A 23,589-nucleotide genomic window follows, 5' to 3' on the forward strand; every position below is an offset into this window, starting at 1 on the left:
TACGCCAATGTCTTATTTTTTATCTGGAGGAACCACGTCGTTGGCTATGCTTTAAGGAAGATTTATTTCTCACCTGAGGGTAGGGCGGAGCAGAGAGGATGTGCTGCACCGTTCAAGGTCACATCAAAAGTCGTCCCGGAGCGCGTAAAAAGGGCGACATAAAAAAAACAGGATGAACACCATGTCCGATCGTATTTCGAGAGACGTGATTAATGCGCTTATTGCGGGTCATTTTGCGGACCCCTTTTCTGTGCTGGGGATGCACCGTACAGAGGCAGGACTGGAAGTCCGTGCACTGCTGCCAGACGCCACCGAAGTATGGGTGATTGAACCCAAAACCGGCCGCAAGGTGGGGAAACTGGAGTGTCTCGACTCGCGCGGTTTCTTCTCCGGGGTGATGCCCCGCCGTAAAAACCCTTTTCGCTATCAGCTTGCCGTCATCTGGCACGGCCAGCAAAACCTGATTGACGATCCCTACAGCTTTGGGCCGCTGCTCAAAGAGATGGACGCCTGGCTGCTGTCAGAAGGCACCCACCTGCGTCCGTATGAAACGCTGGGCGCGCACGCCGACACGATGGATGGCATCACCGGCACGCGGTTTGCCGTCTGGGCGCCTAACGCTCAGCGCGTCTCCGTCGTCGGGCAGTTCAACTACTGGGATGGTCGTCGCCATCCGATGCGCCTGCGCCGTGAAACGGGCATCTGGGAGCTGTTTATCCCCGGTGCGCACAACGGTCAGCTCTATAAATTTGAGTTGATCGACGCGAACGGCAAGCTGCGCATTAAAGCCGACCCGTACGCCTTCGAAGCGCAGATGCGCCCGGACACCGCCTCGATGATTTGCGGCCTGCCGGAAAAAATCGTGCAAAGCGAAGAGCGCAAGCAGGCGAACCGCTTTGATGCGCCTATATCGGTCTACGAAGTGCATCTTGGCTCCTGGCGACGCCACACCGATAACAACTTCTGGCTCAGCTACCGCGAACTGGCGGATCAGCTGGTGCCTTACGCCAAATGGATGGGCTTCACCCACCTGGAACTGCTGCCGATTAACGAGCACCCGTTCGACGGCAGCTGGGGCTACCAGCCTACCGGGCTGTATGCGCCGACCCGCCGCTTCGGCACGCGGGATGACTTCCGCTATTTCATCAATGCCGCGCACGCCGCCGGGCTGAACGTGATCCTCGATTGGGTTCCGGGCCATTTCCCGTCTGATGAATTCAGTTTGTCGGATTTCGACGGCACAAAGCTGTACGAGCACAGCGACCCGCGCGAAGGCTATCACCAGGACTGGAACACGCTTATCTACAACTATGGTCGCCGCGAAGTGACCAACTTCCTGGTGGGCAACGCCCTGTACTGGATCGAGCGTTTCGGCATTGATGCCCTGCGCGTCGATGCGGTCGCGTCGATGATCTATCGCGACTACAGCCGCAAAGAGGGCGAGTGGATCCCGAACGAATTCGGCGGGCGCGAGAACCTCGAAGCCATTGAGTTTCTGCGCAATACCAACCGCATTCTTGGCGAGCAGGTTGAAGGGGCCGTCACCATGGCGGAAGAGTCCACCGATTTTCCCGGCGTCTCCCGTCCGCCGTCGATGGGCGGCCTCGGCTTCTGGTACAAGTGGAACCTGGGCTGGATGCACGACACGCTCGACTACATGAAGCTTGACCCGATCTACCGTCAGCATCATCACGATAAACTCACCTTCGGGCTGCTCTACAACTACACCGAAAACTTCATGCTGCCCCTGTCGCACGATGAGGTCGTTCACGGCAAAAAATCGATTCTCGACCGTATGCCGGGCGACGCGTGGCAGAAGTTTGCCAACCTGCGCGCCTACTACGGCTGGCTGTTTGCCTTCCCCGGTAAAAAGCTGCTGTTCATGGGCAACGAATTTGCGCAGGGCCGCGAGTGGAACCACGACACCAGCCTGGACTGGCATCTGCTGGAGGGCGGGGATAACTGGCACCACGGCGTTCAGCGTCTGGTGCGCGATCTCAACCTGACCTACCGCCACCACAAGGCGCTGCACGAGCTGGACTTCGATCCGTACGGTTTCGAATGGCTGGTGGTGGACGACCACGAACGCTCGGTGTTCGTCTTCGTGCGCCGCGACAAGGCGGGCAACGAAATCATCGTCGCCAGCAACTTCACGCCGGTGCCGCGCGAGCATTATCGCTTCGGTATTAATCAGCCGGGTAAATGGCGAGAAATCCTCAACACCGACTCGATGCACTATCACGGCAGCAACGCCGGAAACGGCGGCCTGGTGCAGAGCGATGAACATGAAAGCCACGGGCGTCCGAACTCGCTGAGCCTGACGCTGCCGCCGCTCTCCACCATCTGGCTGGTCCGGGAGGGGGAATGACGCAGCTCACGGCAGGTAAACCCGAACCGCTCGGCGCGAGCGTCGAAGTAAAGGGCGTGAATTTCACCCTCTTTTCTGCGCACGCCGAGCGGGTCGAACTCTGCCTGTTTGACGGTGAAGGTAACGAACACCGCTACGACCTGCCGTCGCGCACCGGCGATATCTGGCACGGCTATCTGGCCGGTGGACGGGCCGGTATGCACTACGGTTTTCGCGTGCATGGCCCCTGGGACCCGTCGCAGGGGCACTGGTTTAACCCGTCGAAGCTGCTGATTGACCCCTGTGCGCACCGCGTGGACGGCGAGTTTAAGGATGACCCGATATTCCACGTCGGCTATGACGAGCCCGACCATCGCGACAGCGCGCCGATCGCGCCCAAAAGCGTGGTGGTTAACGATCTCTACGACTGGGAAGACGATGCGCCGCCACGTACGCCGTGGGGCAACACCGTAATTTACGAAGCCCACGTCAAAGGCCTGACGTACCTGCATCCGTCGATCCCCAAAGAGATCCGCGGCACCTACCGCGCGCTCGCCCATCCCGAGATGATTGGCTATCTGAAGCATCTTGGGATCACTGCGCTGGAGCTGCTGCCGGTGGCGCATTTCGCCAGCGAGCCGCGCCTGCAGCGCCTTGGGCTGAGCAACTACTGGGGCTACAACCCGCTGGCGATGTTCGCGCTTGACCCACGCTATGCCGCCGATCCGGCAAAGGCACGGGATGAATTTCGCGATGCGGTGAAAGCGCTGCATCGGGCAGGCATTGAGGTAATTCTGGACGTGGTGTTGAACCACAGCGCCGAGAGCGATCTCGACGGCCCGACGCTCTCCCTGCGCGGAATTGATAACCGTAGCTATTATTGGATCAGGGACGATGGCGATTACGAAAACTGGACCGGCTGCGGTAACACCCTGAACCTCAGCCATCCGGCGGTAATGCATTTCGCGCACGAATGCCTGAAGTACTGGGTGGAGACGTTCCACGTCGACGGTTTCCGTTTCGACCTGGCCCCCGTCATGGGGCGCACGCCGGCGTTCAGCCCGCAGGCGCCGCTGTTTGAGGCCATCAGAAACTGTCCGGTGCTCTCAACGGTGAAGCTGATTGCCGAGCCGTGGGATATCGGTGAGGGCGGCTATCAGGTTGGCAATTTCCCGCCGCTGTTTGCCGAGTGGAACGATCATTATCGCGATGCCGCACGGCGTTTCTGGCTGGAGCGAAATCTGTCGCTCGGTGAATTTGCCGGACGGTTTGCAGGTTCAAGCGATCTCTTTCGTCGCGACGGCAAATTGCCCTCCGCCACCATTAACCTGGTGACGGCGCACGACGGTTTTACGCTGCGCGACTGCGTTTGTTTCAATCAGAAACACAATGAGGCAAACGGCGAAGAGAATCGCGATGGCACTAACAATAACCATAGCTTTAACCATGGTATAGAAGGATTAGGCGGTAGCCTTGACGTTATCGAGCGGCGACGCGACAGCGTTCATGCGCTGCTGACAACGCTGTTGTTGTCGCAGGGCACGCCGATGCTGCTGGCGGGTGATGAACACGGTCACAGCCAGCACGGTAACAACAATGCCTACTGCCAGGACAACGCCTTAACCTGGCTTGACTGGCGTGAAGCGAACAGCGGCTTAACCCATTTTACCGCTGCGCTGATCCACCTTCGCCAGCAGATCCCCGCCCTGACCGCCGACCGCTGGTGGGAAGAGGGCGACGGGAACGTTCGCTGGCTCAATCAGAATGCGCAGCCCTTAAGCGCACAAGAGTGGCAACACGGCGCAGCACGCCTGCAAATCCTGCTTTCGGATAGATGGCTTATTGCGCTGAACGCGACGGACGACGTCGCAGAGATTGTTTTACCTGACGGAGAGTGGCGCGCCATTCCCCCCTTTGCCGGAGCGGACAATCCGGTAGTTATGGCTGTCTGGCACGGGCCTGCACATGGAGTGTGCGTATTCCAAGATGATAAAAAAGGAGTTAGTCATGGTTAGATTAGAGAAGAACGATCCGTTGATGTTGGCACGCCAGCTCCCCTTAAAAACGGTTGCCCTGATACTCGCGGGTGGGCGTGGTACACGTCTCAAAGATTTGACCATCAAGCGCGCCAAACCGGCCGTTCACTTTGGTGGTAAGTTCCGTATTATCGATTTTGCGCTCTCCAACTGCCTTAACTCCGGGATCCGCCGCATTGGCGTGATCACGCAGTACCAGTCCCACACCCTGGTGCAGCATATTCAGCGCGGCTGGTCTTTCTTCAGCGAAGAGATGAACGAGTTTGTCGATCTGCTTCCGGCGCAGCAGCGCGTTCACGGTGAAAACTGGTATCGCGGCACGGCGGATGCGGTCACGCAAAACCTTGATATTATCCGCCGCTACGGCGCGGAGTACATCGTGATCCTCGCCGGGGACCATATCTACAAGCAAGACTACTCCCACATGCTGATCGACCACGTCGAAAAAGGGGCGCGTTGCACCGTGGCGTGTCTGCCGGTGCCCGTTGCCGAGGCGACGGCGTTTGGCGTGATGCACGTGGATGCTGACGATAAGATCATCGACTTTGTTGAAAAACCGGCGAATCCGCCGACCATGCCGGGAGACGACACCAAATCGCTCGCCAGCATGGGGATTTATATCTTTGATGCCGACTACCTCTACGAGCTGCTGGAGGAAGACGACAATGACGAAAACTCGAGCCACGACTTCGGCAAAGACATCATCCCGAAAATCACCAGGGCTGGCATGGCCTTTGCGCATCCTTTCCCGCTCTCCTGCGTGCAATCCGACCCGAATTCCGAGCCGTACTGGCGCGACGTCGGAACCTTAGAGGCCTACTGGAAAGCGAACCTGGATCTGGCTTCCGTTACGCCAGAGCTGGATATGTACGACCAAAACTGGCCGATCCGTACCCATATGGAATCCCTGCCGCCGGCGAAGTTTGTGCAGGACCGTTCCGGCAGCCACGGGATGACGCTGAACTCGCTGGTCTCTGGCGGGTGCATTATCTCCGGCTCGGTCGTGGTGCAGTCGGTGCTGTTCCCGCGCGTGCGCGTGAACTCGTTCTGTAATATTGACTCGGCGGTGCTGCTGCCGGATGTCTGGGTCGGGCGCTCATGTCGCCTGCGTCGCTGTGTTATTGACCGTGCCTGCGTTATTCCCGAAGGCATGGTGATAGGCGAAAACGCGGAAGAAGATGCACGTCGGTTCTACCGCTCAGAAGAAGGGATCGTGTTGGTCACACGCGAAATGCTGCGAAAACTGCAGATCAAACAGGAGCGCTAATGCAGGTTTTACATGTCTGTTCTGAGATGTTCCCGCTGCTGAAAACCGGTGGGTTGGCAGATGTCCTTGGGGCGTTACCTGCAGCGCAGATTGCTGTGGGAACGGATGCTCGCGTGTTGTTGCCTGCCTTCCCGGATATTCGACGGGGGATCCCTGATGCTCAGGTGGTGACGCGACGCGACACCTTCGCCGGGCGCATCACGTTGCTCTTCGGTCACTACAACGGCGTCGGGATCTACATGATTGACGCCCCGCATCTGTATGACAGACCGGGTAGCCCGTATCACGATACCAACCTGTTCGCCTATACCGACAACGTGCTGCGCTTTGCGCTGCTCGGCTGGGTCGGGGCGGAGATGGCGACGGGGCTGGATCCGTTCTGGCGTCCGGACGTGGTTCACGCCCACGACTGGCATGCCGGTCTCGCGCCTGCATATCTGGCGGCGCGTGGACGTCCGGCGAAATCGGTGTTTACCGTCCATAACCTGGCGTATCAGGGCATGTACTATGCCCAACATATGGATGACATCGATCTGCCATGGTCGTTCTATAACATGCACGGTCTGGAGTTTAACGGGCAGATCTCCTTCCTGAAGGCGGGCGTGTACTACGCCGACCACATTACGGCGGTAAGCCCAACCTATGCCCGAGAAATCACCGAGGCGCAGTTTGGCTATGGCCTGGAAGGCTTGCTGAGCCAACGCCACCGTGAGGGCCGTCTTTCGGGCATTCTCAACGGCGTTGATGAGAAGATCTGGAGCCCGGAAACCGACCTGCTGCTGACGTCCCGCTACAACCGCGATTCGGTGGAAGACAAGGCGGAGAACAAGCGCCAGCTGCAAATCGCGATGGGGCTGAAGGTTAACGACAAAGTGCCGCTGTTTGCGGTGGTAAGCCGCCTGACCAGCCAGAAAGGGCTGGATCTGGTGCTGGAAGCGCTGCCGGGGCTGCTGGAGCAGGGCGGCCAGCTGGCGCTGCTCGGCGCGGGCGATCCGGTTCTGCAGGAGGGCTTCCTGGCCGCTGCGGCGGAACACCCCGGTCAGGTGGGCGTGCAGATTGGCTATCACGAAGCGTTCTCACACCGCATCATGGGCGGCGCGGACGTTATTCTGGTGCCGAGCCGCTTCGAGCCTTGCGGCCTGACGCAGCTCTATGGCCTGAAATACGGCACGCTGCCGCTGGTGCGTCGCACCGGCGGGCTGGCGGACACGGTTTCCGACAGCTCTCTGGAGAACCTGGCGGACGGCATCGCCAGCGGGTTTGTGTTTGAAGACAGTAATGCCTGGTCGCTGCTGCGCGCCATTCGACGTGCGTTCGTCTTGTGGTCCCGGCCATCCCTGTGGCGCTATGTGCAACGTCAGGCGATGTCCATGGACTTTAGCTGGCACGTGGCGGCGCAGTCATACCGCGACCTTTATAAACGCTTGATGTAACGAGGCGAAGTGACAGATATGAACGCTCCTTTTAGCTACTCTTCACCGACACTCAGCGTTGAGGCGTTAAAGCACTCCATCGCCTATAAGCTGATGTTCACCATCGGGAAAGATCCGGTTATCGCCAACAAACACGAGTGGCTGAACGCCACGCTGTTTGCCGTGCGTGACCGCATGGTCGAACGCTGGCTGCGCTCCAACCGCGCTCAGCTTTCGCAGGAAACGCGGCAGGTTTACTACCTGTCGATGGAATTTTTGATTGGCCGTACCCTGTCTAACGCGCTGCTGTCGCTCGGTATCTATGAAGACGTGAAAAACGCGCTCGAAGAGATGGGGCTGGACCTGGAAGAGCTGATCGACGAAGAGAACGACCCCGGCCTCGGCAACGGCGGCCTGGGGCGCCTTGCCGCCTGCTTCCTCGACTCGCTGGCGACCCTGGCGCTGCCGGGGCGCGGCTACGGCATTCGCTATGACTACGGGATGTTCAAACAGAACATCGTTGACGGGCGTCAGAAGGAGTCCCCGGACTACTGGCTGGAGTACGGCAACCCGTGGGAGTTCAAACGCCACAACACGCGCTACAAGGTGCGCTTCGGCGGACGTATTCAGCAGGAGGGTAAACGCTCCCGCTGGGTCGAAACCGAAGAGATCCTCGCCGTGGCCTATGACCAGATCATCCCCGGCTACGATACCGATGCCACCAACACGCTGCGCCTGTGGAGCGCCCAGGCGAGTAGCGAGATCAACCTCGGTAAGTTCAACCAGGGCGACTACTTCGCAGCAGTGGAAGATAAAAACCACTCCGAGAACGTGTCCCGCGTGCTCTATCCGGACGACTCAACCTACTCGGGGCGTGAGCTGCGCCTGCGTCAGGAATATTTCCTCGTTTCTTCGACGATCCAGGACATCCTCAGCCGTCACCATCAGCTGCACAAAACCTACGCCAACCTTGCGGATAAAATCGCGATTCACCTCAACGACACCCATCCGGTGCTGTCGATTCCTGAGCTGATGCGTCTGCTGATTGACGAACATAAGTTCAGCTGGGACGAGGCGTTCGAGGTGACCTGCCAGGTGTTCTCCTACACCAACCATACGCTGATGAGCGAAGCGCTGGAGACCTGGCCGGTGGACATGCTCGGTAAAATCCTGCCGCGCCATCTGCAGATCATCTTCGAGATTAACGACTACTTCCTGAAGACGTTGCAGGAGCAGTATCCGAACGACACCGGCCTGCTGAGCCGCGCGTCGATCATCGATGAGTCCAACGGTCGCCGCGTGCGCATGGCCTGGCTGGCGGTGGTGATCAGCCACAAGGTCAACGGGGTGTCCGAGCTGCACTCGAACCTGATGGTGCAGTCGCTGTTTGCTGATTTTGCCAAAATCTTCCCGACGCGCTTCTGCAACGTGACCAACGGCGTAACGCCGCGGCGCTGGCTGGCGCTGGCGAACCATCCGTTATCCGGCGTGCTGGACCAGAACATTGGCCGCACCTGGCGCACCGATTTGAGCCAGCTGAGCGAGTTAGAGCAGCACATCGATTTTCCGACGGTGAACAAAGCGGTGCGCGAAGCGAAGCTGCTGAACAAGAAGCGTCTGTCGGTCTGGCTGGCTATGCACCTGAACGTTGTGGCTAATCCGAAGGCGCTGTTCGACGTTCAAATCAAGCGTATCCACGAATACAAACGTCAGCTGATGAACGTGCTGCACGTCATCACCCACTACAACCGCATCAAGGCGGATCCCACCGCCGACTGGGTGCCGCGCGTGAAAATCTTCGCCGGTAAAGCCGCGTCGGCGTATTACATGGCGAAGCACATTATTCATCTTATCAATGATGTGGCGAAGGTGATCAACACCGATCCGGTCATTGGCGACAAGCTGAAGGTGGTCTTTATCCCCAACTACAGCGTGAGCCTGGCGCAGATGATCATTCCGGCGGCGGATCTCTCCGAGCAGATTTCCACGGCGGGAACGGAGGCTTCCGGGACCAGTAACATGAAGTTTGCCCTGAACGGCGCGCTGACCATCGGCACGCTGGACGGTGCCAACGTCGAGATGCTGGAGCATGTGGGCGCGGAGAATATCTTTATCTTCGGTAACACCACGGAAGAGGTGGAGGCGCTGCGCAGGCAAGGCTACCAGCCGCGTGAGTATTACGAGCAGGACGAGGAGCTGCGCCAGGTGCTGACGCAAATCGCGACCGGTCTCTTTAACCCTGACGAGCCGGGCCGCTACCGTGACCTGGTGGATTCGCTGATTAACTTCGGCGACCACTATCAGGTGCTGGCGGATTACCGCAGCTACGTGGATTGCCAGGATAAAGTGGACGATCTGTATCGTCAGCAGGAGAAGTGGACCAGCGCCGCGATGCATAACATCGCCAACATGGGATATTTCTCGTCGGACAGAACCATCAAGGAGTATGCCGACACCATCTGGCATATTGATCCGGTGCGGTTGTAAAACAAAGCCGGGTGGCGGCTCCGCCTTACCCGGCCTACTCGATCCTGTAGGCCCGGTAAGCGCAGCGCCACCGGGCATTCTTTTTACCCTCAGGACGCGAGTGACAACTCACGCTTTCCCGCATGTTGTGCCAGCCACTGCGCCACGCGCGACTGCTCCTCGGCGTTAAGCCACATCCCTTCTTTGGTACGACGCCAGATGGCATCTTCCAGACGGCGCACCCATTCGTGCTCCACCAGATAGCGCAGCTCGGCTTCGTACAGCTCATGGCCGAAATGCTCGCCCAGATCCGCCAGCGTTTTCGCGTCACCGAGGATCAGGTCGGTATTGCTGCCATACGTACGGGCGTAGTGGCGCGCCATGCCTTCGGTAATGAACGGATAGCGACGGCGCAGCTTCGCCGCGAAATCATCGCGGTTATCGCCAATATCACCGCCGGGCAGTACCGCCTCTTTGGTCCATGCCGGGCCGATGCCTTTATAGTACGGGGCCAGTTTTTCCAGCGCGTGCTCGGCCAGCTTGCGGTAGGTGGTGAGCTTGCCGCCAAAGACCGACAGCAGCGGAGCCTGGCCGTCCACGTCATGAATATCGAGCGTGTAATCGCGGGTGATGGCCTGCGGCGAATCGGATTCGTCATCGCACAGCGGACGCACGCCGGAGTAGGTCCAGACCACGTCATCACGCGCCAGCTGTTTCTTAAAGTGCGCGTTATACACCTTCAGCAGGTAGTTCACTTCGCTCTCGTCGATCTCGACGTGTTTCGGATCGCCTTTGTACTCCACGTCGGTGGTGCCGATGATGGAGAACTCATCCATCCACGGGATCACAAACACGATGCGCTTGTCTTCGTTCTGCAGGATATACGCCTGCTTCTGCGTATGGACGCGCGGCACAACGATGTGGCTGCCTTTAATCAGGCGGATACCGTAAGGCGAAGGCAGGTGCATACCGTCATCAAAGAACTGTTTCACCCACGGACCGGTGGCGTTCACCAGGCCGCGCGCTTTCCAGCTGAATTTCTCGCCGGTATCCGCGTCTTCCGCTTCCACAATCCACAGGCCGTTTTCACGGCGGGCCGCGGTAGCGCGGGTGCGGGTTTTCACCTCGCCACCTTTCTTCTCGACCATTTGCGCATTGGCCAGCACCAGACGCGCATCGTCCACCCAGCAGTCGGAATATTCGAATCCGCGCACGATTTCAGGTTTCAGGACCGATTCTGAGCCAAAACGCAAGCCGTTCGATCCCGGCAGGCTGGTGCGTTTGCCGAGATGATCGTACATAAACAGGCCGATGCGGATCATCCACGCCGGGCGCAGATGCGGGCGATGCGGCAGACGAAAGCGCATCGGGATCGCCAGATGCGGCGCCATCTTCAGCAGCACTTCGCGTTCAGCTAAGGCTTCACTGACCAGACGGAATTCGTAGTGTTCCAGGTAGCGCAGGCCGCCATGAATCAGTTTGGAGCTGGCGGACGACGTCGCGCAGGCGAGATCGTTAGCTTCCAGCATCAGCACGGATAAACCGCGTCCTGCGGCATCAACCGCAATACCGGCACCGTTGATGCCCCCGCCTATCACAATCAGATCTTTGGTTTCCATAACACCCTCATGCACTTTCGTTAAAGCTCAGAAATGTTCGATATCGCTCATAATAGCAAAGGAACGCGCCTTTGGTAACATCAAAAAAACAATTTAGAGTGATATGGATAACATAATGGCGTTTACCCGCCGCCAGGACGTACACTACGGGGTAAAATAGTGCGGCCAACTTTTCTCCCTCTCCCTGTGGGAGAGGGCTGGGGTGAGGGCATCAGAGCGCACCCAACCTGAACAACATAAAGAGAACACCATGGATCAGTTTGAATGTATTAACGTAGAAGAAGCCCACCAGAAGATGCACCAGGGAAAAGCGGTGCTGGTGGACATCCGCGATCCGCAGAGCTTTGCGATGGGCCATACGCCGGGCGCGTTCCACCTCACCAACGACACGCTGGGCGCGTTTATGCGCGATAACGACTTCGAAACGCCGGTGATGGTGATGTGCTACCACGGCAACAGCAGCAAAGGCGCGGCGCAGTACCTGCTTCAGCAGGGTTACGATGCGGTGTACAGCGTTGATGGCGGCTTCGATGCCTGGCATCGCCATTTCCCGGCAGAAGTTGAGTACGCGTTTGAGCGCTGATCTCGCTATACTGTCCTCTTTTGTGTGGAAATAAGCGACCGCCGCCCATGTTGATGATCACCTCCTTTACCAACCCGCGCGTCGCCCAGGCGTTTGTCGACTATATGGCGACGCAGGGCGTTATCCTTACCCTTCAGCAGCATACGCAAACCGACGTCTGGCTCGCCGACGAAAGCCAGGCCGCACGCGTCAACGAGGAGCTGGCGCGTTTCCTTGAGAATCCCGCCGACCCGCGCTACCTCGCCGCGAGCTGGCAGTCCGGCCAGACGGGAAGCGGGCTGCAATACCGTCGTTTTCCTTTTATCGCCACGCTGCGCGAACGCGCCGGGCCGTTTACGCTGCTGCTGATGGCGGCCTGTATTCTGGTCTTTATCATTATGAACGTGGTCGGCGACCAGCCCGTGATGCTTGCGCTGGCGTGGCCGTACGATCCCTCCCTGCAGTTTGACGTCTGGCGTTACTTCACCCACACGCTGATGCACTTCTCGGTGATGCATATTCTCTTCAACCTGCTGTGGTGGTGGTACCTCGGCGGTATCGTTGAGAAGCGACTGGGCAGCGGCAAGCTGATTGTGCTTACCGTGATTAGCGCCCTGCTGAGCGGCTATGTGCAGCATAAATTCAGCGGGCCATGGTTCGGCGGCCTGTCCGGCGTGGTCTACGCCCTGATGGGGTACGTCTGGCTCAGGGGCGAGCGCGATCCGGACAGCGGCATCTATCTGCAGCGCGGATTAATCGCCTTTGCGTTAATATGGCTTATTGCCGGATGGTTTGATCTGTTTGGTATGTCCATTGCCAACGGTGCCCACGTCACCGGTCTGGCCGTCGGGCTAGCGATGGCCTTCGCCGACACGCTCCATGCGCGAAAACGAACATAATTCCAGGGATATTTCATGAAACAAACGCAGCGTCATGACGCCATTATCGAACTGGTAAAAAAACAGGGATACGTCAGTACCGAAGAGCTGGTGGAGCAGTTTGCCGTCAGCCCGCAAACCATTCGTCGCGATTTAAACGACCTGGCCGATCAAAGCCGTATTCTGCGCCATCACGGTGGGGCGGCGCTGCCGTCCAGCTCGGTGAACACCTCCTGGCACGACCGTAAGGCGACACAAACGGCGGAGAAAGAGCGCATTGCGCGTAAGGTCGCCAGCCAGATCCCCAACGGCGCGACGCTGTTTATTGATATCGGTACCACGCCAGAGGCGGTTGCGCACGCGCTGCTGCAACACGAGAACCTGCGCGTGGTCACCAACAACCTGAACGTCGCCAATACCCTGATGCAGAAAGATGATTTCCGCATCATTCTTGCGGGTGGCGAACTGCGCAGCCGCGATGGCGGGATCATCGGCGAAGCGACGCTCGATTTCATCTCTCAGTTCCGCCTCGATTTCGGCATTCTGGGGATCAGCGGTATCGACAGCGACGGCTCGCTGCTGGAGTTTGATTACCACGAAGTTCGCACCAAGCGTGCGATCATTGAGAATTCACGCCACGTGATGCTGGTGGCGGACCACTCCAAGTTTGGCCGAAACGCGATGGTGAATATGGGCAGCATCAGCATGGTCAACGCGCTTTACACCGACGTGATGCCCCCGGCGGGCGTGTTGCAGGTGATTAAAGATAATAATTTGCAGTTAGAGTTGTGTTGATCGGTCTTTCTCCCTCTCCCTGTGGGAGAGGGTCGGGGTGAGGGCATCAGACCGCAGAGGCTTACACACCGTACCCCATCATCTTCAGCAGCTGCTGCGCATGCTGCACCGCATCCTGACGATGCGCCACGCCGAGCTTCTGATACAGATTACGGATGTGCGTCTTAATGGTCGTCGCCGCTACGGCCAGCTCGCCGGCAATCTGCTCATTGCTGTACCCTGAATAGATCAGCCCCAGCACCTGCCATTCACGCTGGGTGAGCGGACTGGTGCGGATAAGTTCCGGCACTTCAGGGTGGTTCAGCAAACGTTCGACGAAATTCTCGTCAAAATGGGCGAACTTGTGCCGATGATGCTGATTAATCTCACGCAGAATGCGCTGGGCGCGGTGCTGGTCCAGCTCCGGCAGCGTGTTGAGCTGAATCAGCTGGCGCAGCTGTTGCGCCATCACTTCACCCTCAATCACAAAGTGGCTGATAAACCCGGTGCGGTTAGCCAGCTGCAGCGCTTCCAGCAGCACGCGCTGCGCGTCGTTTTTGCGACCCGCCTGCCAGTAAAGCTGGTTGAGCAGCAGCAGGTTACGGTTCAGATCGCTCATCAGGCGCAGGCTGCGGGCGTTTTCGTTCAACTCTTCCAGCACAATTTCGGCAGGCTCAAATTCACCGAGCAGGATCTGCACGCGGGCAATGTTTCGCCACTGGCTTTGCAGGAAGTGGTTATTAGCAAATTCAGGTTTCGGCGTGTGGCGCAGCCAGTTGGCGGCGGATTTTTTGTCGCCGGTCATCTGCCAGTAAATCACCCGGACCTTATCGGCGTTGGAAACCCAGTCGCTGTGGTACTGGCCGTTGCCGAGCAGGTTTTCCAGGCGGTTAAGATGGTTGCGCGCATTGTCCAAATCCCCGCGCGCCAGCGAGCATTGCACCAGCAGCGCCAGGCATTGCAGCTGCTGCTGCGGCTGGAAGCTGGATAGCACGTTCACGCCCTGACGCGCGGCGCTTTCTGCCTCGTCCAGACGCGACCACGCCCACAGCAGCTGAGCGCGAATGCGCAGCAGGAACTCGTGCATCGGCAGCTGTTCCAGATGCTGCTCACGAATAAGCTGGAAGGCTTTTTCCTGGTTCTCCCAGGCGGCCTGCAGGAACCCCTGCGCGAATAAAATCTCGCTTTGCTGGATCAGGCTCCACAGCGCGTAATGCCACACGTCATGGCGGCGCGCCATCTGTTCGGTTTGCTGCATCAGTGACAGCGAGCGCGTCAGGTCGCCCTTGCAGTGCAGCACTTCCCCGTGTACCGAGGTCGCCACAATGCGGCTGTAGAAGTTCGCCAGCGGCAGTTCGTCCAGCGCGACCATCGCCAGACGTTCGGCCTCTTCCGGGTCGCCATCGTTGATAGCCACCTGGGCGCGCAGCGCGTTGAACTCGCCGTGCAGGGTGGCGTCCATCTCGCTTTCCATCTCCTGCTCGGCGCGCGCCAGCAGCGTATTCACTTCGCTGTAGCGATGCTGGCTCTGCATCAGCCAGGCCTGCAGCAGCACCAGACGCGGGTTTTCCAGCAGGCTTTCCCACGGCAGCGCTTTTAACGACTCTTCAAGCAGCGTCAGTTCGCTGTGGTTAAACAGCCCCCACGCATGGTTGAGCAGAATATCGCGCAGCATGTTGGCATCACCGGCGGCCAGCGCATGGTGGATCGCCTCGCTTGGGAAGCCCTGAGCCATCCAGCTCTCGGCGGCGGCGCGGTGGATCTGCGGCAGTTCGGCGGCCAGCTCCCACTGGCAGCGCTGGCGCAGGAAGCTGCCAAACAGCGGGTGATAGCTGAACCATTCGCCGGGATCGTCCATCCGCGTCAGAAAGAGTCCCTGACGTTCAATCTCTTCGAGCTGAAGCTGGCCGTTTTCCGTGCCGGTGACGCGCATAATCAGCGCGTCGTTCATGGAGCGCAGCAGGGAGCTTTTGAGCAGGAAGTTACGGGTAGAGGGATCAACGCTGTCCAGCACCTCGTCCACCAGATAATCCGACAGATGGCTGGCATTGATGCCCGCCAGACGACGCGCGGACTGATGCGTCGGGCTGTTATTTTGTCGCGCAGAGAGGGCAATGAGCTGCAGGGCGGTCGCCCAGCCGGCAACGTCATCGCACAGACGGCTGCTCTCGGAGGCTTCAATCGGGGAGGTCAGGCGGCAGTCAAAGAACTGTTTGGCTTCCTGATGGGTAAAGGCCAGCTGCTGGCTGCCCACCTCGAGAAGCTGATCGCGCACGCGCAGGTTTGCGATGCCGAGCTGCGGTAAATTGCGCGACAGCACCACCAGGGTGAGATTTTCCGGCTGATGGCGCAGGAAAAAGCGCATCGACTCATGAATAACCGGGTTGGTGATCAGATGGTAATCATCAATCACCACGTACAGCGGACGATGCCATTCGGCCAGTTCAATAAAGAGCTGTGAGAAAAGGGAAGACAGGCTGGCGTACTGGCGTTTTTGCACCATCACTTCGCTGGCTACGCAGTGGCCGTTGGTGGCCTGCTGAAGGGCAGCAATTAAATAACTGGCAAAACGCTCCTGCTGGTTATCGCCCTCATCAAGGGAGTACCAGCCGAGATCGCTTTTGCCCGCCGCCCACTGTGAAATGAGCGTTGTCTTTCCATAACCTGCAGGGCTCGTCACCAGCGCCAGTCGGAAATTATGCGCGCCGGAAAGTTTAGCCAGCAGACGCTCGCGGACCACCGTGTGGTCGAGGCGAACCGGGCGACTTAATTTGGACGGAATCAACATAGTTTTCACTTCACTGTGGGGAACGAGAAATTTATTTTTTTTGCGCTTCGTAATTAATAGATATAAGGTCGGTGAATAGAAGAACTATTGCAAGTTATGTCTGGGTTTTGTGCCTCTGAATTTGCACTGTGTCACAAAACATTCCGGCAGGCGGCGGAACTTTTTAAAAATGGCCCACATGCCGCATGGATGCTGGATTGTTTGCATGACATGCGCTTACGCTGAAACGGGTTTCATAACGGGATAATCACGCCCGCGTTAATTAAGTTTGGGTAATGTTCAGCAGGCGTAATACTTCTCTGAGAAACCCCTTAATTGCAAAAAGCGTATTCTCTGTAAGTAATCATTTCGACGTGAATTAATTTCTTACGAAACGGCATTTCATTTTTTTGACACTCTTCCCGGTTATCTTCTCGCCTTCAACGCACACTGCCGCCTGGCGCGCAAAGTGGCCTCGATCACACTTTTCTGCTCATCCCCGCTACTCCTCCCTGGCTAATCCTTTACGGGAGGAGGAAGTGGCGTAATGAGCCAGGCACACTAGCGCCAGTGGTTAATTTTCTCTCTACAGGATGCCGATTCCCTATGTCACAGCCTACCTTCAACAAAGCTCAATTTCAGGCTGCCCTGACGCGTCAGTGGCAGCGTTTTGGCCTTCATGCTGCAAACGAAATGACGCCCCACCAGTGGTGGCAGGCGGTGAGCGGTGCGCTCGCAGAGCAACTGGATGCTCAGCCGGTGGCGAAGCCCGTTAAAGGCCAGCGTCACGTGAACTATATTTCGATGGAATTCCTGATTGGGCGCCTCACCGGCAACAACCTTCTTAACCTCGGCTGGTATCAGGAGGTGGGCGATGTGCTGAAAGAGCACGACGTTAACCTGACCGACCTGCTGGAAGAAGAGACCGACCCGGCGCTGGGCAACGGCGGTTTGGGGCGTCTGGCGGCCTGCTTCCTCGACTCCATGGCGACCGTCGGCCAGTCGGCCATTGGTTATGGCCTGAACTATCAGTACGGCCTGTTCCGTCAGTCGTTCGCCGACGGGCATCAGATGGAAGCGCCGGATGACTGGCATCGCAACACCTATCCGTGGTTCCGCCATAACGCGCAGCTGGATGTGCAGGTGGGCATTGGCGGGAAAGTCTCGAAGCAAGGCCTCTGGGAGCCAGCGTTTACTCTTACCGGTGAAGCCTGGGACCTGCCGGTGCTCGGTTACCGTAACGGCGTCTCTCAGCCGCTGCGCCTGTGGCAGGCGAAGCACGCGCATCCGTTCAACCTGACCAAATTCAACGACGGCGATTTCCTGCGTGCCGAGCAGCAGGGCATCGACGCCGAAAAACTGACTAAAGTGCTCTACCCGAACGACAACCATCTGGCGGGTAAAAAGCTGCGCCTGATGCAGCAGTACTTCCAGTGCGCCTGCTCCGTGGCGGATATTCTGCGCCGTCATCATCTGGCGGGCCGTAAGCTGGCACAGTTGCCGGACTTCGAAGTGATTCAGCTCAACGACACGCACCCGACGATTGCGATCCCTGAGCTGCTGCGCGTGCTGATCGACGAGCATCAGCTGAGCTGGGATGACGCCTGGGCGATTACCAGCCGCACCTTTGCCTACACCAACCACACCCTGATGCCGGAAGCGCTGGAGTGCTGGGATGAGAAGCTGGTGAAAACCCTGCTGCCGCGCCACATGCAGATCATCAACACGATTAACGACCAGTTTAAAACGCTGGTGGAGAAAACCTGGCCGGGTGATAACGCCGTCTGGGCGAAGCTGGCCGTGGTGTATGACAAACAGGTGCGCATGGCGAACATGTGCGTGGTGAGCGGCTTTGCGGTCAACGGCGTGGCGGCGCTGCACTCCGACCTGGTGGTGAAAGATCTGTTCCCGGAATACCACCAGCTGTGGCCGACCAAATTCCACAACGTGACCAACGGCATCACACCGCGCCGCTGGATCAAGCAGTGCAACCCGCTGCTGGCGGGCCTGCTGGACAAGACGCTGAAGAAAGAGTGGGCCAACGATCTGGACCAGCTCATCAGTCTGGAAAAACAGGCCGACAACGCCAAATTCCGCGAGCAGTACCGCGCCATCAAGCGGGAGAACAAAGTTCGCCTGGCGGCGTTTGTGAAGATGCGCACCGGAATTGAGATCAACCCGAACGCTATTTTTGATATCCAGATTAAGCGCCTGCACGAGTACAAGCGCCAGCACCTGAACCTGCTGCACATTCTGGCGCTGTACAAGGAGATCCGCGAGAATCCGCAGGCCGACCGCGTGCCGCGCGTGTTCCTGTTCGGTGCGAAAGCCGCGCCGGGCTACTATCTGGCGAAAAACATCATCCTCGCCATTAATAAGGTTGCGGCGGCGATCAACAACGATCCGAAGGTGGGCGACAAGCTGAAGGTGGTGTTCCTGCCGGACTACTGCGTCTCGGCGGCGGAAATGCTGATCCCGGCGGCGGATATCTCTGAGCAGATCTCAACGGCGGGTAAAGAAGCCTCCGGTACGGGCAACATGAAGCTCGCGCTGAACGGCGCGCTGACCGTCGGCACCCTGGACGGTGCGAACGTCGAAATCGCCGAGAAGGTTGGGGAAGAGAACATCTTTATCTTCGGCCATACTGTTGAAGAAGTGAAAGCCATCAAAGCCAAAGGCTACGACCCGGTGAAGTGGCGTAAAAAAGACAAAGTGCTGGATGCGGTACTGAAAGAGCTGGAGAGCGGTAAATACAGCGACGGCGACAAGCACGCGTTCGACCAGATGCTGCACAGCATGGGCAAACAGGGCGGCGACCCGTACCTGGTGATGGCGGACTTCACGGCCTACGTGGATGCGCAAAAGCAGGTCGATGTGCTGTACCGCGACCAGGAGGCCTGGACCCGCGCGTGTATCCTGAATACCGCCCGCTGCGGCATGTTCAGCTCTGACCGCTCAATCCGTGACTATCAGGCTCGTATCTGGCAGGCAAAACGCTAAGGAAGCGCGATGGAGAGTAAACGTCTGGATAGCGCCGCGCAGGCGGCGGGGATAAGCCTCAGTTACATTAATGCTCACGGCAAACCACAGTCTATTGGCGCTGAAACCAAAAGACGTTTGCTGGATGCCATGCACAACACCGGCGCGAAAGCGTCGGCCTCCCCGGTGCCGAACGTCAAGGTTTTTACCGCGGGCAAAAAAATGTCGCTGACGGTGGAGGGGCGCGGCGAGTTTAGCTGGCAGCTCACTACCGAAGCGGGGCAGGCGCACACAGGCCACGCCACCGGCGGCAAACGCTTTACCCTTCCGGCAAAACTGCCGGAGGGCTACCACACGTTAACGCTCACCCAGAATGACAAGCCGTTCGCCTGCCGGGTGATCGTTGCGCCGAAGCGCTGCTATGAGCCGCAGGCGCTGGTGGAGGGCAAAAAGCTGTGGGGTGCCTGCGTACAGCTCTACACGCTGCGCTCCGACAGTAACTGGGGCATCGGCGACTTCGGCGATTTGAAAAAGATGCTCTCGTCAGTGGGTGAGCGCGGCGGGGCGTTTATCGGCCTCAACCCAATCCACGCGCTCTATCCGGCGAACCCGGAAAGCGCCAGCCCGTACAGCCCGTCTTCGCGTCGCTGGCTAAACGTCATTTATATCGACGTTAACGCGTTGGATGATTTCAAAAACAGCAAAGAGGCGCAGGCGTGGTGGAGGCTGGAGACCACGCAGCAGATGCTGAAGCAGGCACGCGACGCCGAGTGGGTGGACTACTCTGCCGTCACCTCGCTGAAAATGGCCGCGCTGCGCCTGGCGTGGAAGGGGTTTGCGAAGCGCGATGACGAGCAGATGGCCGCTTTCCGTCAGTTTGTAGACCGGGAGGGCGAGAGCCTTTACTGGCAGGCGGCGTTCGATGCGCTGCACGCCTACCAGGTGAAGGAAGACGAGATGCGCTGGGGCTGGCCGGTATGGCCGAAGGCGTATCAACGGGTGGATACCCCAGAAGTAAAAGCCTTCTGTAAAAAATATGCCGACGAAGTGGATTTTTACCTCTGGCTGCAGTGGCTGGCGTACAGCCAGTTTGCCGCCTGCTGGCAGGTGAGCCAGGGCTATAACATGCCGATTGGCCTGTACCGTGATCTGGCGGTTGGCGTGGCAGAGGGCGGGGCGGAAACCTGGTGCGACCGCGAGCTTTACTGCCTGAAAGCCTCCGTGGGCGCGCCGCCGGACATCCTCGGCCCGCTGGGCCAGAACTGGGGTCTGCCGCCGATGGATCCGCACGTCATGGCCGCTCGCGCCTACCAGCCGTTCATCGATCTGCTGCGCGCGAATATGCAGAACTGCGGCGCGCTGCGCATTGACCATGTTATGTCGGTGCTGCGCCTGTGGTGGATCCCGTATGGTGAAACGGCCGATCACGGGGCATACGTGCAGTACCCGGTGGACGATCTGTTGTCGATCCTGGCGCTGGAGAGTAAACGTCATCAGTGTATGGTGATCGGCGAAGATCTCGGTACCGTGCCGGTGGAAATCGTCAGCAAGCTGCGTGACAGCGGCGTGTATTCCTACAAAGTGCTTTATTTTGAGAGCGACCATGAGAAAACCTTCCGCGCGCCGAAAGCGTACCCGGAACAATCAATGGCAGTCGCGACGACGCATGACCTTCCTACGCTTCGTGGCTACTGGGAAAGCGGCGACCTGACGCTCGGCAAAACGCTGGGGCTGTATCCAGATGAGGTGGTTTTACGCGGTCTGTACCAGGATCGCGAGCTGGCGAAACAGGGGCTGCTGGATGCGCTGCACAAGCACGGCTGTCTGCCGAAACGCGCCGGGCATAAGGCATCGCTGATGGCGATGACGTCCACGCTCAACCGCGGGTTACAGCGCTATATTGCCGACAGCAACAGCGCGTTGCTGGGTCTACAGCCGGAGGACTGGATTGATATGGCGGAGCCGGTAAACATCCCGGGCACCAGCTATCAGTACAAGAACTGGCGGCGCAAGCTGTCCGTGGGTCTGGAAGCGATGTTTACTGATGACGGGGTGAACAGGCTGATTAAAGATCTGGATAAGCGCAGAAGAGCGTTAACTAAGAAGCGGTGATTTTTCCCTCACCCTAACCCTCTCCCAAAGGGAGAGGGAATAGAATGTAGGCCGGGTAAGCGTTAGCGCCACCCGGCTTTTTTACATCAGATAGCCATATTCAGCAGCAGAACCCCGACCAGGCCGCACACGGAGATAATGGTTTCCAGCATGGACCAGGACTTGATGGTTTCACCGATCGTCAGGTTGAAGTACTCCTTGAACAGCCAGAAGCCCGGATCGTTGACGTGGGAGAAAATCACGCTGCCGGAACCTACCGCGATAACCATCAGCTCCGGGCTGACGCCCGTGGTGGCGATCAGCGGTGCCACGATGCCACCGGCCGTGATGGCCGCAACGGTTGCGGAACCCAGCGCGATACGCAAAACGGCTGCGATAAACCATGCCATAAACAGCGGGGACAGGTTGGTGGCATGCATCATGGACGCAATGTATTTGTCCACGCCGCTGTCCACCAGAACCTGCTTGAACGCACCGCCACCGCCGATGATCAGCAGCATCATGGCGATGATTTTGATGGACGAGGTCAGCGTGTCGTTGATCTGGTCCATTGAACGGCCACGGTTCAGGCCGAAGGTGAACATCGCAATCAGAACGGCAATCAGCGTCGCCATGACCGGGTCGCCCAGGAACTCCGCCACGCTCAGGAACGCGTGACCTTTCGGCAGAACCATCTCGGCAATCGCGCGCATCGCCATCAGGATCACCGGCACCAGCGAGGTCCAGACGCTGACGCCAAAGCCAGGCATCTCCTCTTCGGTGAAGGTTTTGGCGCTGTAGAGACCTTCCGGGATCGGCTTATCAATGCCTTTCAGGAAGCGGGCAAATACCGGACCGGCCAGAATCACGGTCGGGATCGCCAGGATGGTACCGAACAGCAGGGTTTTACCCATATCGGCGTGGAAGATGGTCGCGATAGCGGTTGGGCCCGGGTGCGGAGGCAGGAAGCCGTGGGTCACGGACAGCGCAGCCGCCATTGGCACACCGACGAACAGTAATGGGATGTTGGCCGCCGCCGCGATGGTGAACACCAATGGCAACATCAGGACGAAGCCCACCTCATAGAACAGCGCGAAACCGACGGTAAAACCGGTTAATACCACCGCCCACTGAATGTGCTGTTTGCCGAATTTGGCAATCAGCGTGGTGGCAATACGCTGCGCGCCACCGCAGTCCGCCAGCATTTTGCCGAGCATGGCACCAAAGCCCATGATCAACGCCAGGCTGCCGAGCGTGCCGCCGACGCCGGCTTTAATTGAGCTGATAACTTTTACCAGCGGCATGCCTTGCATCAGACCGACTGCAAGTGCCACCAGAACCAGAGCGATAAATCCGTTCAGTTTGAAACGGATCATCAAGAGCAGTAATAACACAACACCGATAGCGACGATGACTAATGGCATGATTTACCTGGCCTTTGAATTGTTATGGGTAACGTCATTGTTTCAACGACAAATTCCGATTGTCCCAACTGGGAACAGAGCGTTAACGGCACTAATACGGTCGCCTGTGAAACGATTAAGTTTAGTCGGCTGTTATGGGTATGTTTAGTGTCCGCAGGAATGATACGGGTAACATGACGTGATTGAGAATCACCCAGGCAGGCAAAATTTAAATAATGAGACGCAGGTCAACATATACAGAGGGGAGAGGCGGGCAAACAAAAGCCGGGCGGCGGCTTCGCCTTACCCGGCTTACGAATCAAAATGTGCAGCGTCACTGTAGGCCCGGTAAGCGCAGCGCCACCGGGCAAAGGCAGACGGCTTAGTAGTAAGAGTGCTCGCCGCGCTGGTGTTCGGTCAGGTCACGCACGCCTTTCAGCTCAGGAAACTCGTTCAGCAGCTGCTTCTCGATCCCTTCTTTCAGCGTCACGTCAACCATAGAACAGCCGTTACAGCCGCCGCCGAACTGAAGAATAGCCAGGCCATCTTCGGTGATTTCCATCAGGGTGACGCGACCACCGTGGCCGGCCAGCTGTGGGTTAATCTGGGACTGCAACATGTACTCCACGCGTTCCATCAGCGGAGCATCGTCAGACACTTTACGCATTTTCGCGTTCGGTGCTTTCAGGGTCAGCTGGGAACCCAGCTGGTCTGTGACAAAATCAATCTCCGCATCCTCAAGATACGGCGCGCTCAGCTCATCGACATAGGCCGTGAGCTGCTCAAATTTAAGGGCAGTGTCGGTTGCTTCCACGGCGTCCGGTGGACAATAAGAGACACCACATTCTGCATTCGGAGTGCCTGGATTGATCACAAACACGCGGATCTGCGTCCCTTCTTCCTGATTTGCCAGCAGTTTGGCAAAGTGCGCTTGTGCAGAATCGGAAATACGGATCATAGCTTTGGCCTAATAGTTGACTAAATTACC

14 protein-coding genes are annotated in these 23,589 nt (G+C 58.2%); 10 read left to right on the plus strand and 4 right to left on the minus strand.

Annotated elements, in window-relative coordinates; translation table 11 throughout:
• Window positions 1-181 precede the first annotated feature (181 nt).
• The 5 genes from glgB to glgP are packed head-to-tail and all read left to right on the plus strand — an operon-like array spanning window position 182 to window position 9,549.
• Window positions 182-2,368 (plus strand): 1,4-alpha-glucan branching enzyme, encoded by a 2,187-nt coding sequence (gene glgB / locus I6L58_RS14335; protein WP_042321641.1) that lies wholly within the window; start codon window positions 182-184, stop codon window positions 2,366-2,368.
• Window positions 2,365-4,362, plus strand: coding sequence for a glycogen debranching protein GlgX (gene glgX / locus I6L58_RS14340; protein ID WP_088209232.1), 1,998 nt, complete (start codon window positions 2,365-2,367; stop codon window positions 4,360-4,362). Before glgB ends, glgX begins: the two co-directional genes overlap by 4 nt.
• Complete coding sequence (glgC, locus tag I6L58_RS14345; RefSeq protein WP_042321638.1) at window positions 4,355-5,650, plus strand: glucose-1-phosphate adenylyltransferase; 1,296 nt, start codon at window positions 4,355-4,357, stop codon at window positions 5,648-5,650. The genes glgX and glgC overlap by 8 nt, the downstream gene beginning before the upstream one ends.
• Window positions 5,650-7,083, plus strand: coding sequence for a glycogen synthase GlgA (glgA, locus tag I6L58_RS14350; RefSeq protein WP_058609496.1), 1,434 nt, complete (start codon window positions 5,650-5,652; stop codon window positions 7,081-7,083). Before glgC ends, glgA begins: the two co-directional genes overlap by 1 nt.
• A gap of 18 nt (window positions 7,084-7,101) precedes the next feature.
• Entirely contained in the window at window positions 7,102-9,549 is a 2,448-nt protein-coding gene (gene glgP, locus I6L58_RS14355) for a glycogen phosphorylase (RefSeq protein WP_006177911.1), read from the plus strand.
• Between the two features lie 89 nt (window positions 9,550-9,638).
• Here glgP and glpD read toward each other — a convergent pair whose 3' ends face one another.
• Window positions 9,639-11,147 carry a glycerol-3-phosphate dehydrogenase gene (glpD, locus tag I6L58_RS14360; protein WP_088209231.1) on the minus strand — a complete coding sequence of 503 codons (1,509 nt, stop codon included), beginning with the start codon at window positions 11,145-11,147 and terminating at the stop codon, window positions 9,639-9,641.
• A gap of 250 nt (window positions 11,148-11,397) precedes the next feature.
• Here glpD and glpE point away from each other — a divergent pair, with 250 nt between their 5' ends.
• From glpE to I6L58_RS14375, 3 genes are read left to right on the plus strand one after another with little or no spacing between them, the layout of a single operon-like run.
• Window positions 11,398-11,730 carry a thiosulfate sulfurtransferase GlpE gene (gene glpE / locus I6L58_RS14365; protein ID WP_006177908.1) on the plus strand — a complete coding sequence of 111 codons (333 nt, stop codon included), beginning with the start codon at window positions 11,398-11,400 and terminating at the stop codon, window positions 11,728-11,730.
• Window positions 11,731-11,777: 47 nt separating this feature from the next.
• The gene (gene glpG, locus I6L58_RS14370; protein WP_088209230.1) at window positions 11,778-12,608 is read left to right on the plus strand and encodes a rhomboid family intramembrane serine protease GlpG; all 831 of its coding nucleotides are present in this window, start codon (window positions 11,778-11,780) and stop codon (window positions 12,606-12,608) included.
• A gap of 15 nt (window positions 12,609-12,623) precedes the next feature.
• Window positions 12,624-13,382 (plus strand): DeoR/GlpR family transcriptional regulator, encoded by a 759-nt coding sequence (locus I6L58_RS14375; RefSeq protein ID WP_006177906.1) that lies wholly within the window; start codon window positions 12,624-12,626, stop codon window positions 13,380-13,382.
• Window positions 13,383-13,443: 61 nt separating this feature from the next.
• On the opposite strand, the gene malT is transcribed toward I6L58_RS14375, so the two are convergent.
• Window positions 13,444-16,149, minus strand: coding sequence for an HTH-type transcriptional regulator MalT (gene malT, locus I6L58_RS14380; RefSeq protein ID WP_006177905.1), 2,706 nt, complete (start codon window positions 16,147-16,149; stop codon window positions 13,444-13,446).
• Between the two features lie 585 nt (window positions 16,150-16,734).
• Here malT and malP point away from each other — a divergent pair.
• On the plus strand, window positions 16,735-19,128 hold the full coding sequence (gene malP, locus I6L58_RS14385) for a maltodextrin phosphorylase (RefSeq protein WP_088209229.1): 2,394 nt from the start codon (window positions 16,735-16,737) through the stop codon (window positions 19,126-19,128).
• A gap of 9 nt (window positions 19,129-19,137) precedes the next feature.
• Complete coding sequence (gene malQ, locus I6L58_RS14390; RefSeq protein WP_088209228.1) at window positions 19,138-21,219, plus strand: 4-alpha-glucanotransferase; 2,082 nt, start codon at window positions 19,138-19,140, stop codon at window positions 21,217-21,219.
• Window positions 21,220-21,305: 86 nt separating this feature from the next.
• On the opposite strand, the gene gntT is transcribed toward malQ, so the two are convergent.
• Both gntT and nfuA read right to left on the minus strand, forming a co-directional pair.
• A complete protein-coding gene (gene gntT / locus I6L58_RS14395; RefSeq protein ID WP_006177901.1) occupies window positions 21,306-22,622 on the minus strand; it encodes a gluconate transporter in 1,317 nt (438 codons plus the stop codon).
• A 361-nt stretch (window positions 22,623-22,983) separates the two neighbouring features.
• Complete coding sequence (gene nfuA, locus I6L58_RS14400; RefSeq protein WP_006177899.1) at window positions 22,984-23,559, minus strand: Fe-S biogenesis protein NfuA; 576 nt, start codon at window positions 23,557-23,559, stop codon at window positions 22,984-22,986.
• Window positions 23,560-23,589: the final 30 nt, after the last annotated feature.

Origin of the sequence: Enterobacter cancerogenus (genome assembly GCF_019047785.1) — a bacterium.
Classification (GTDB): domain Bacteria; phylum Pseudomonadota; class Gammaproteobacteria; order Enterobacterales; family Enterobacteriaceae; genus Enterobacter; species Enterobacter cancerogenus.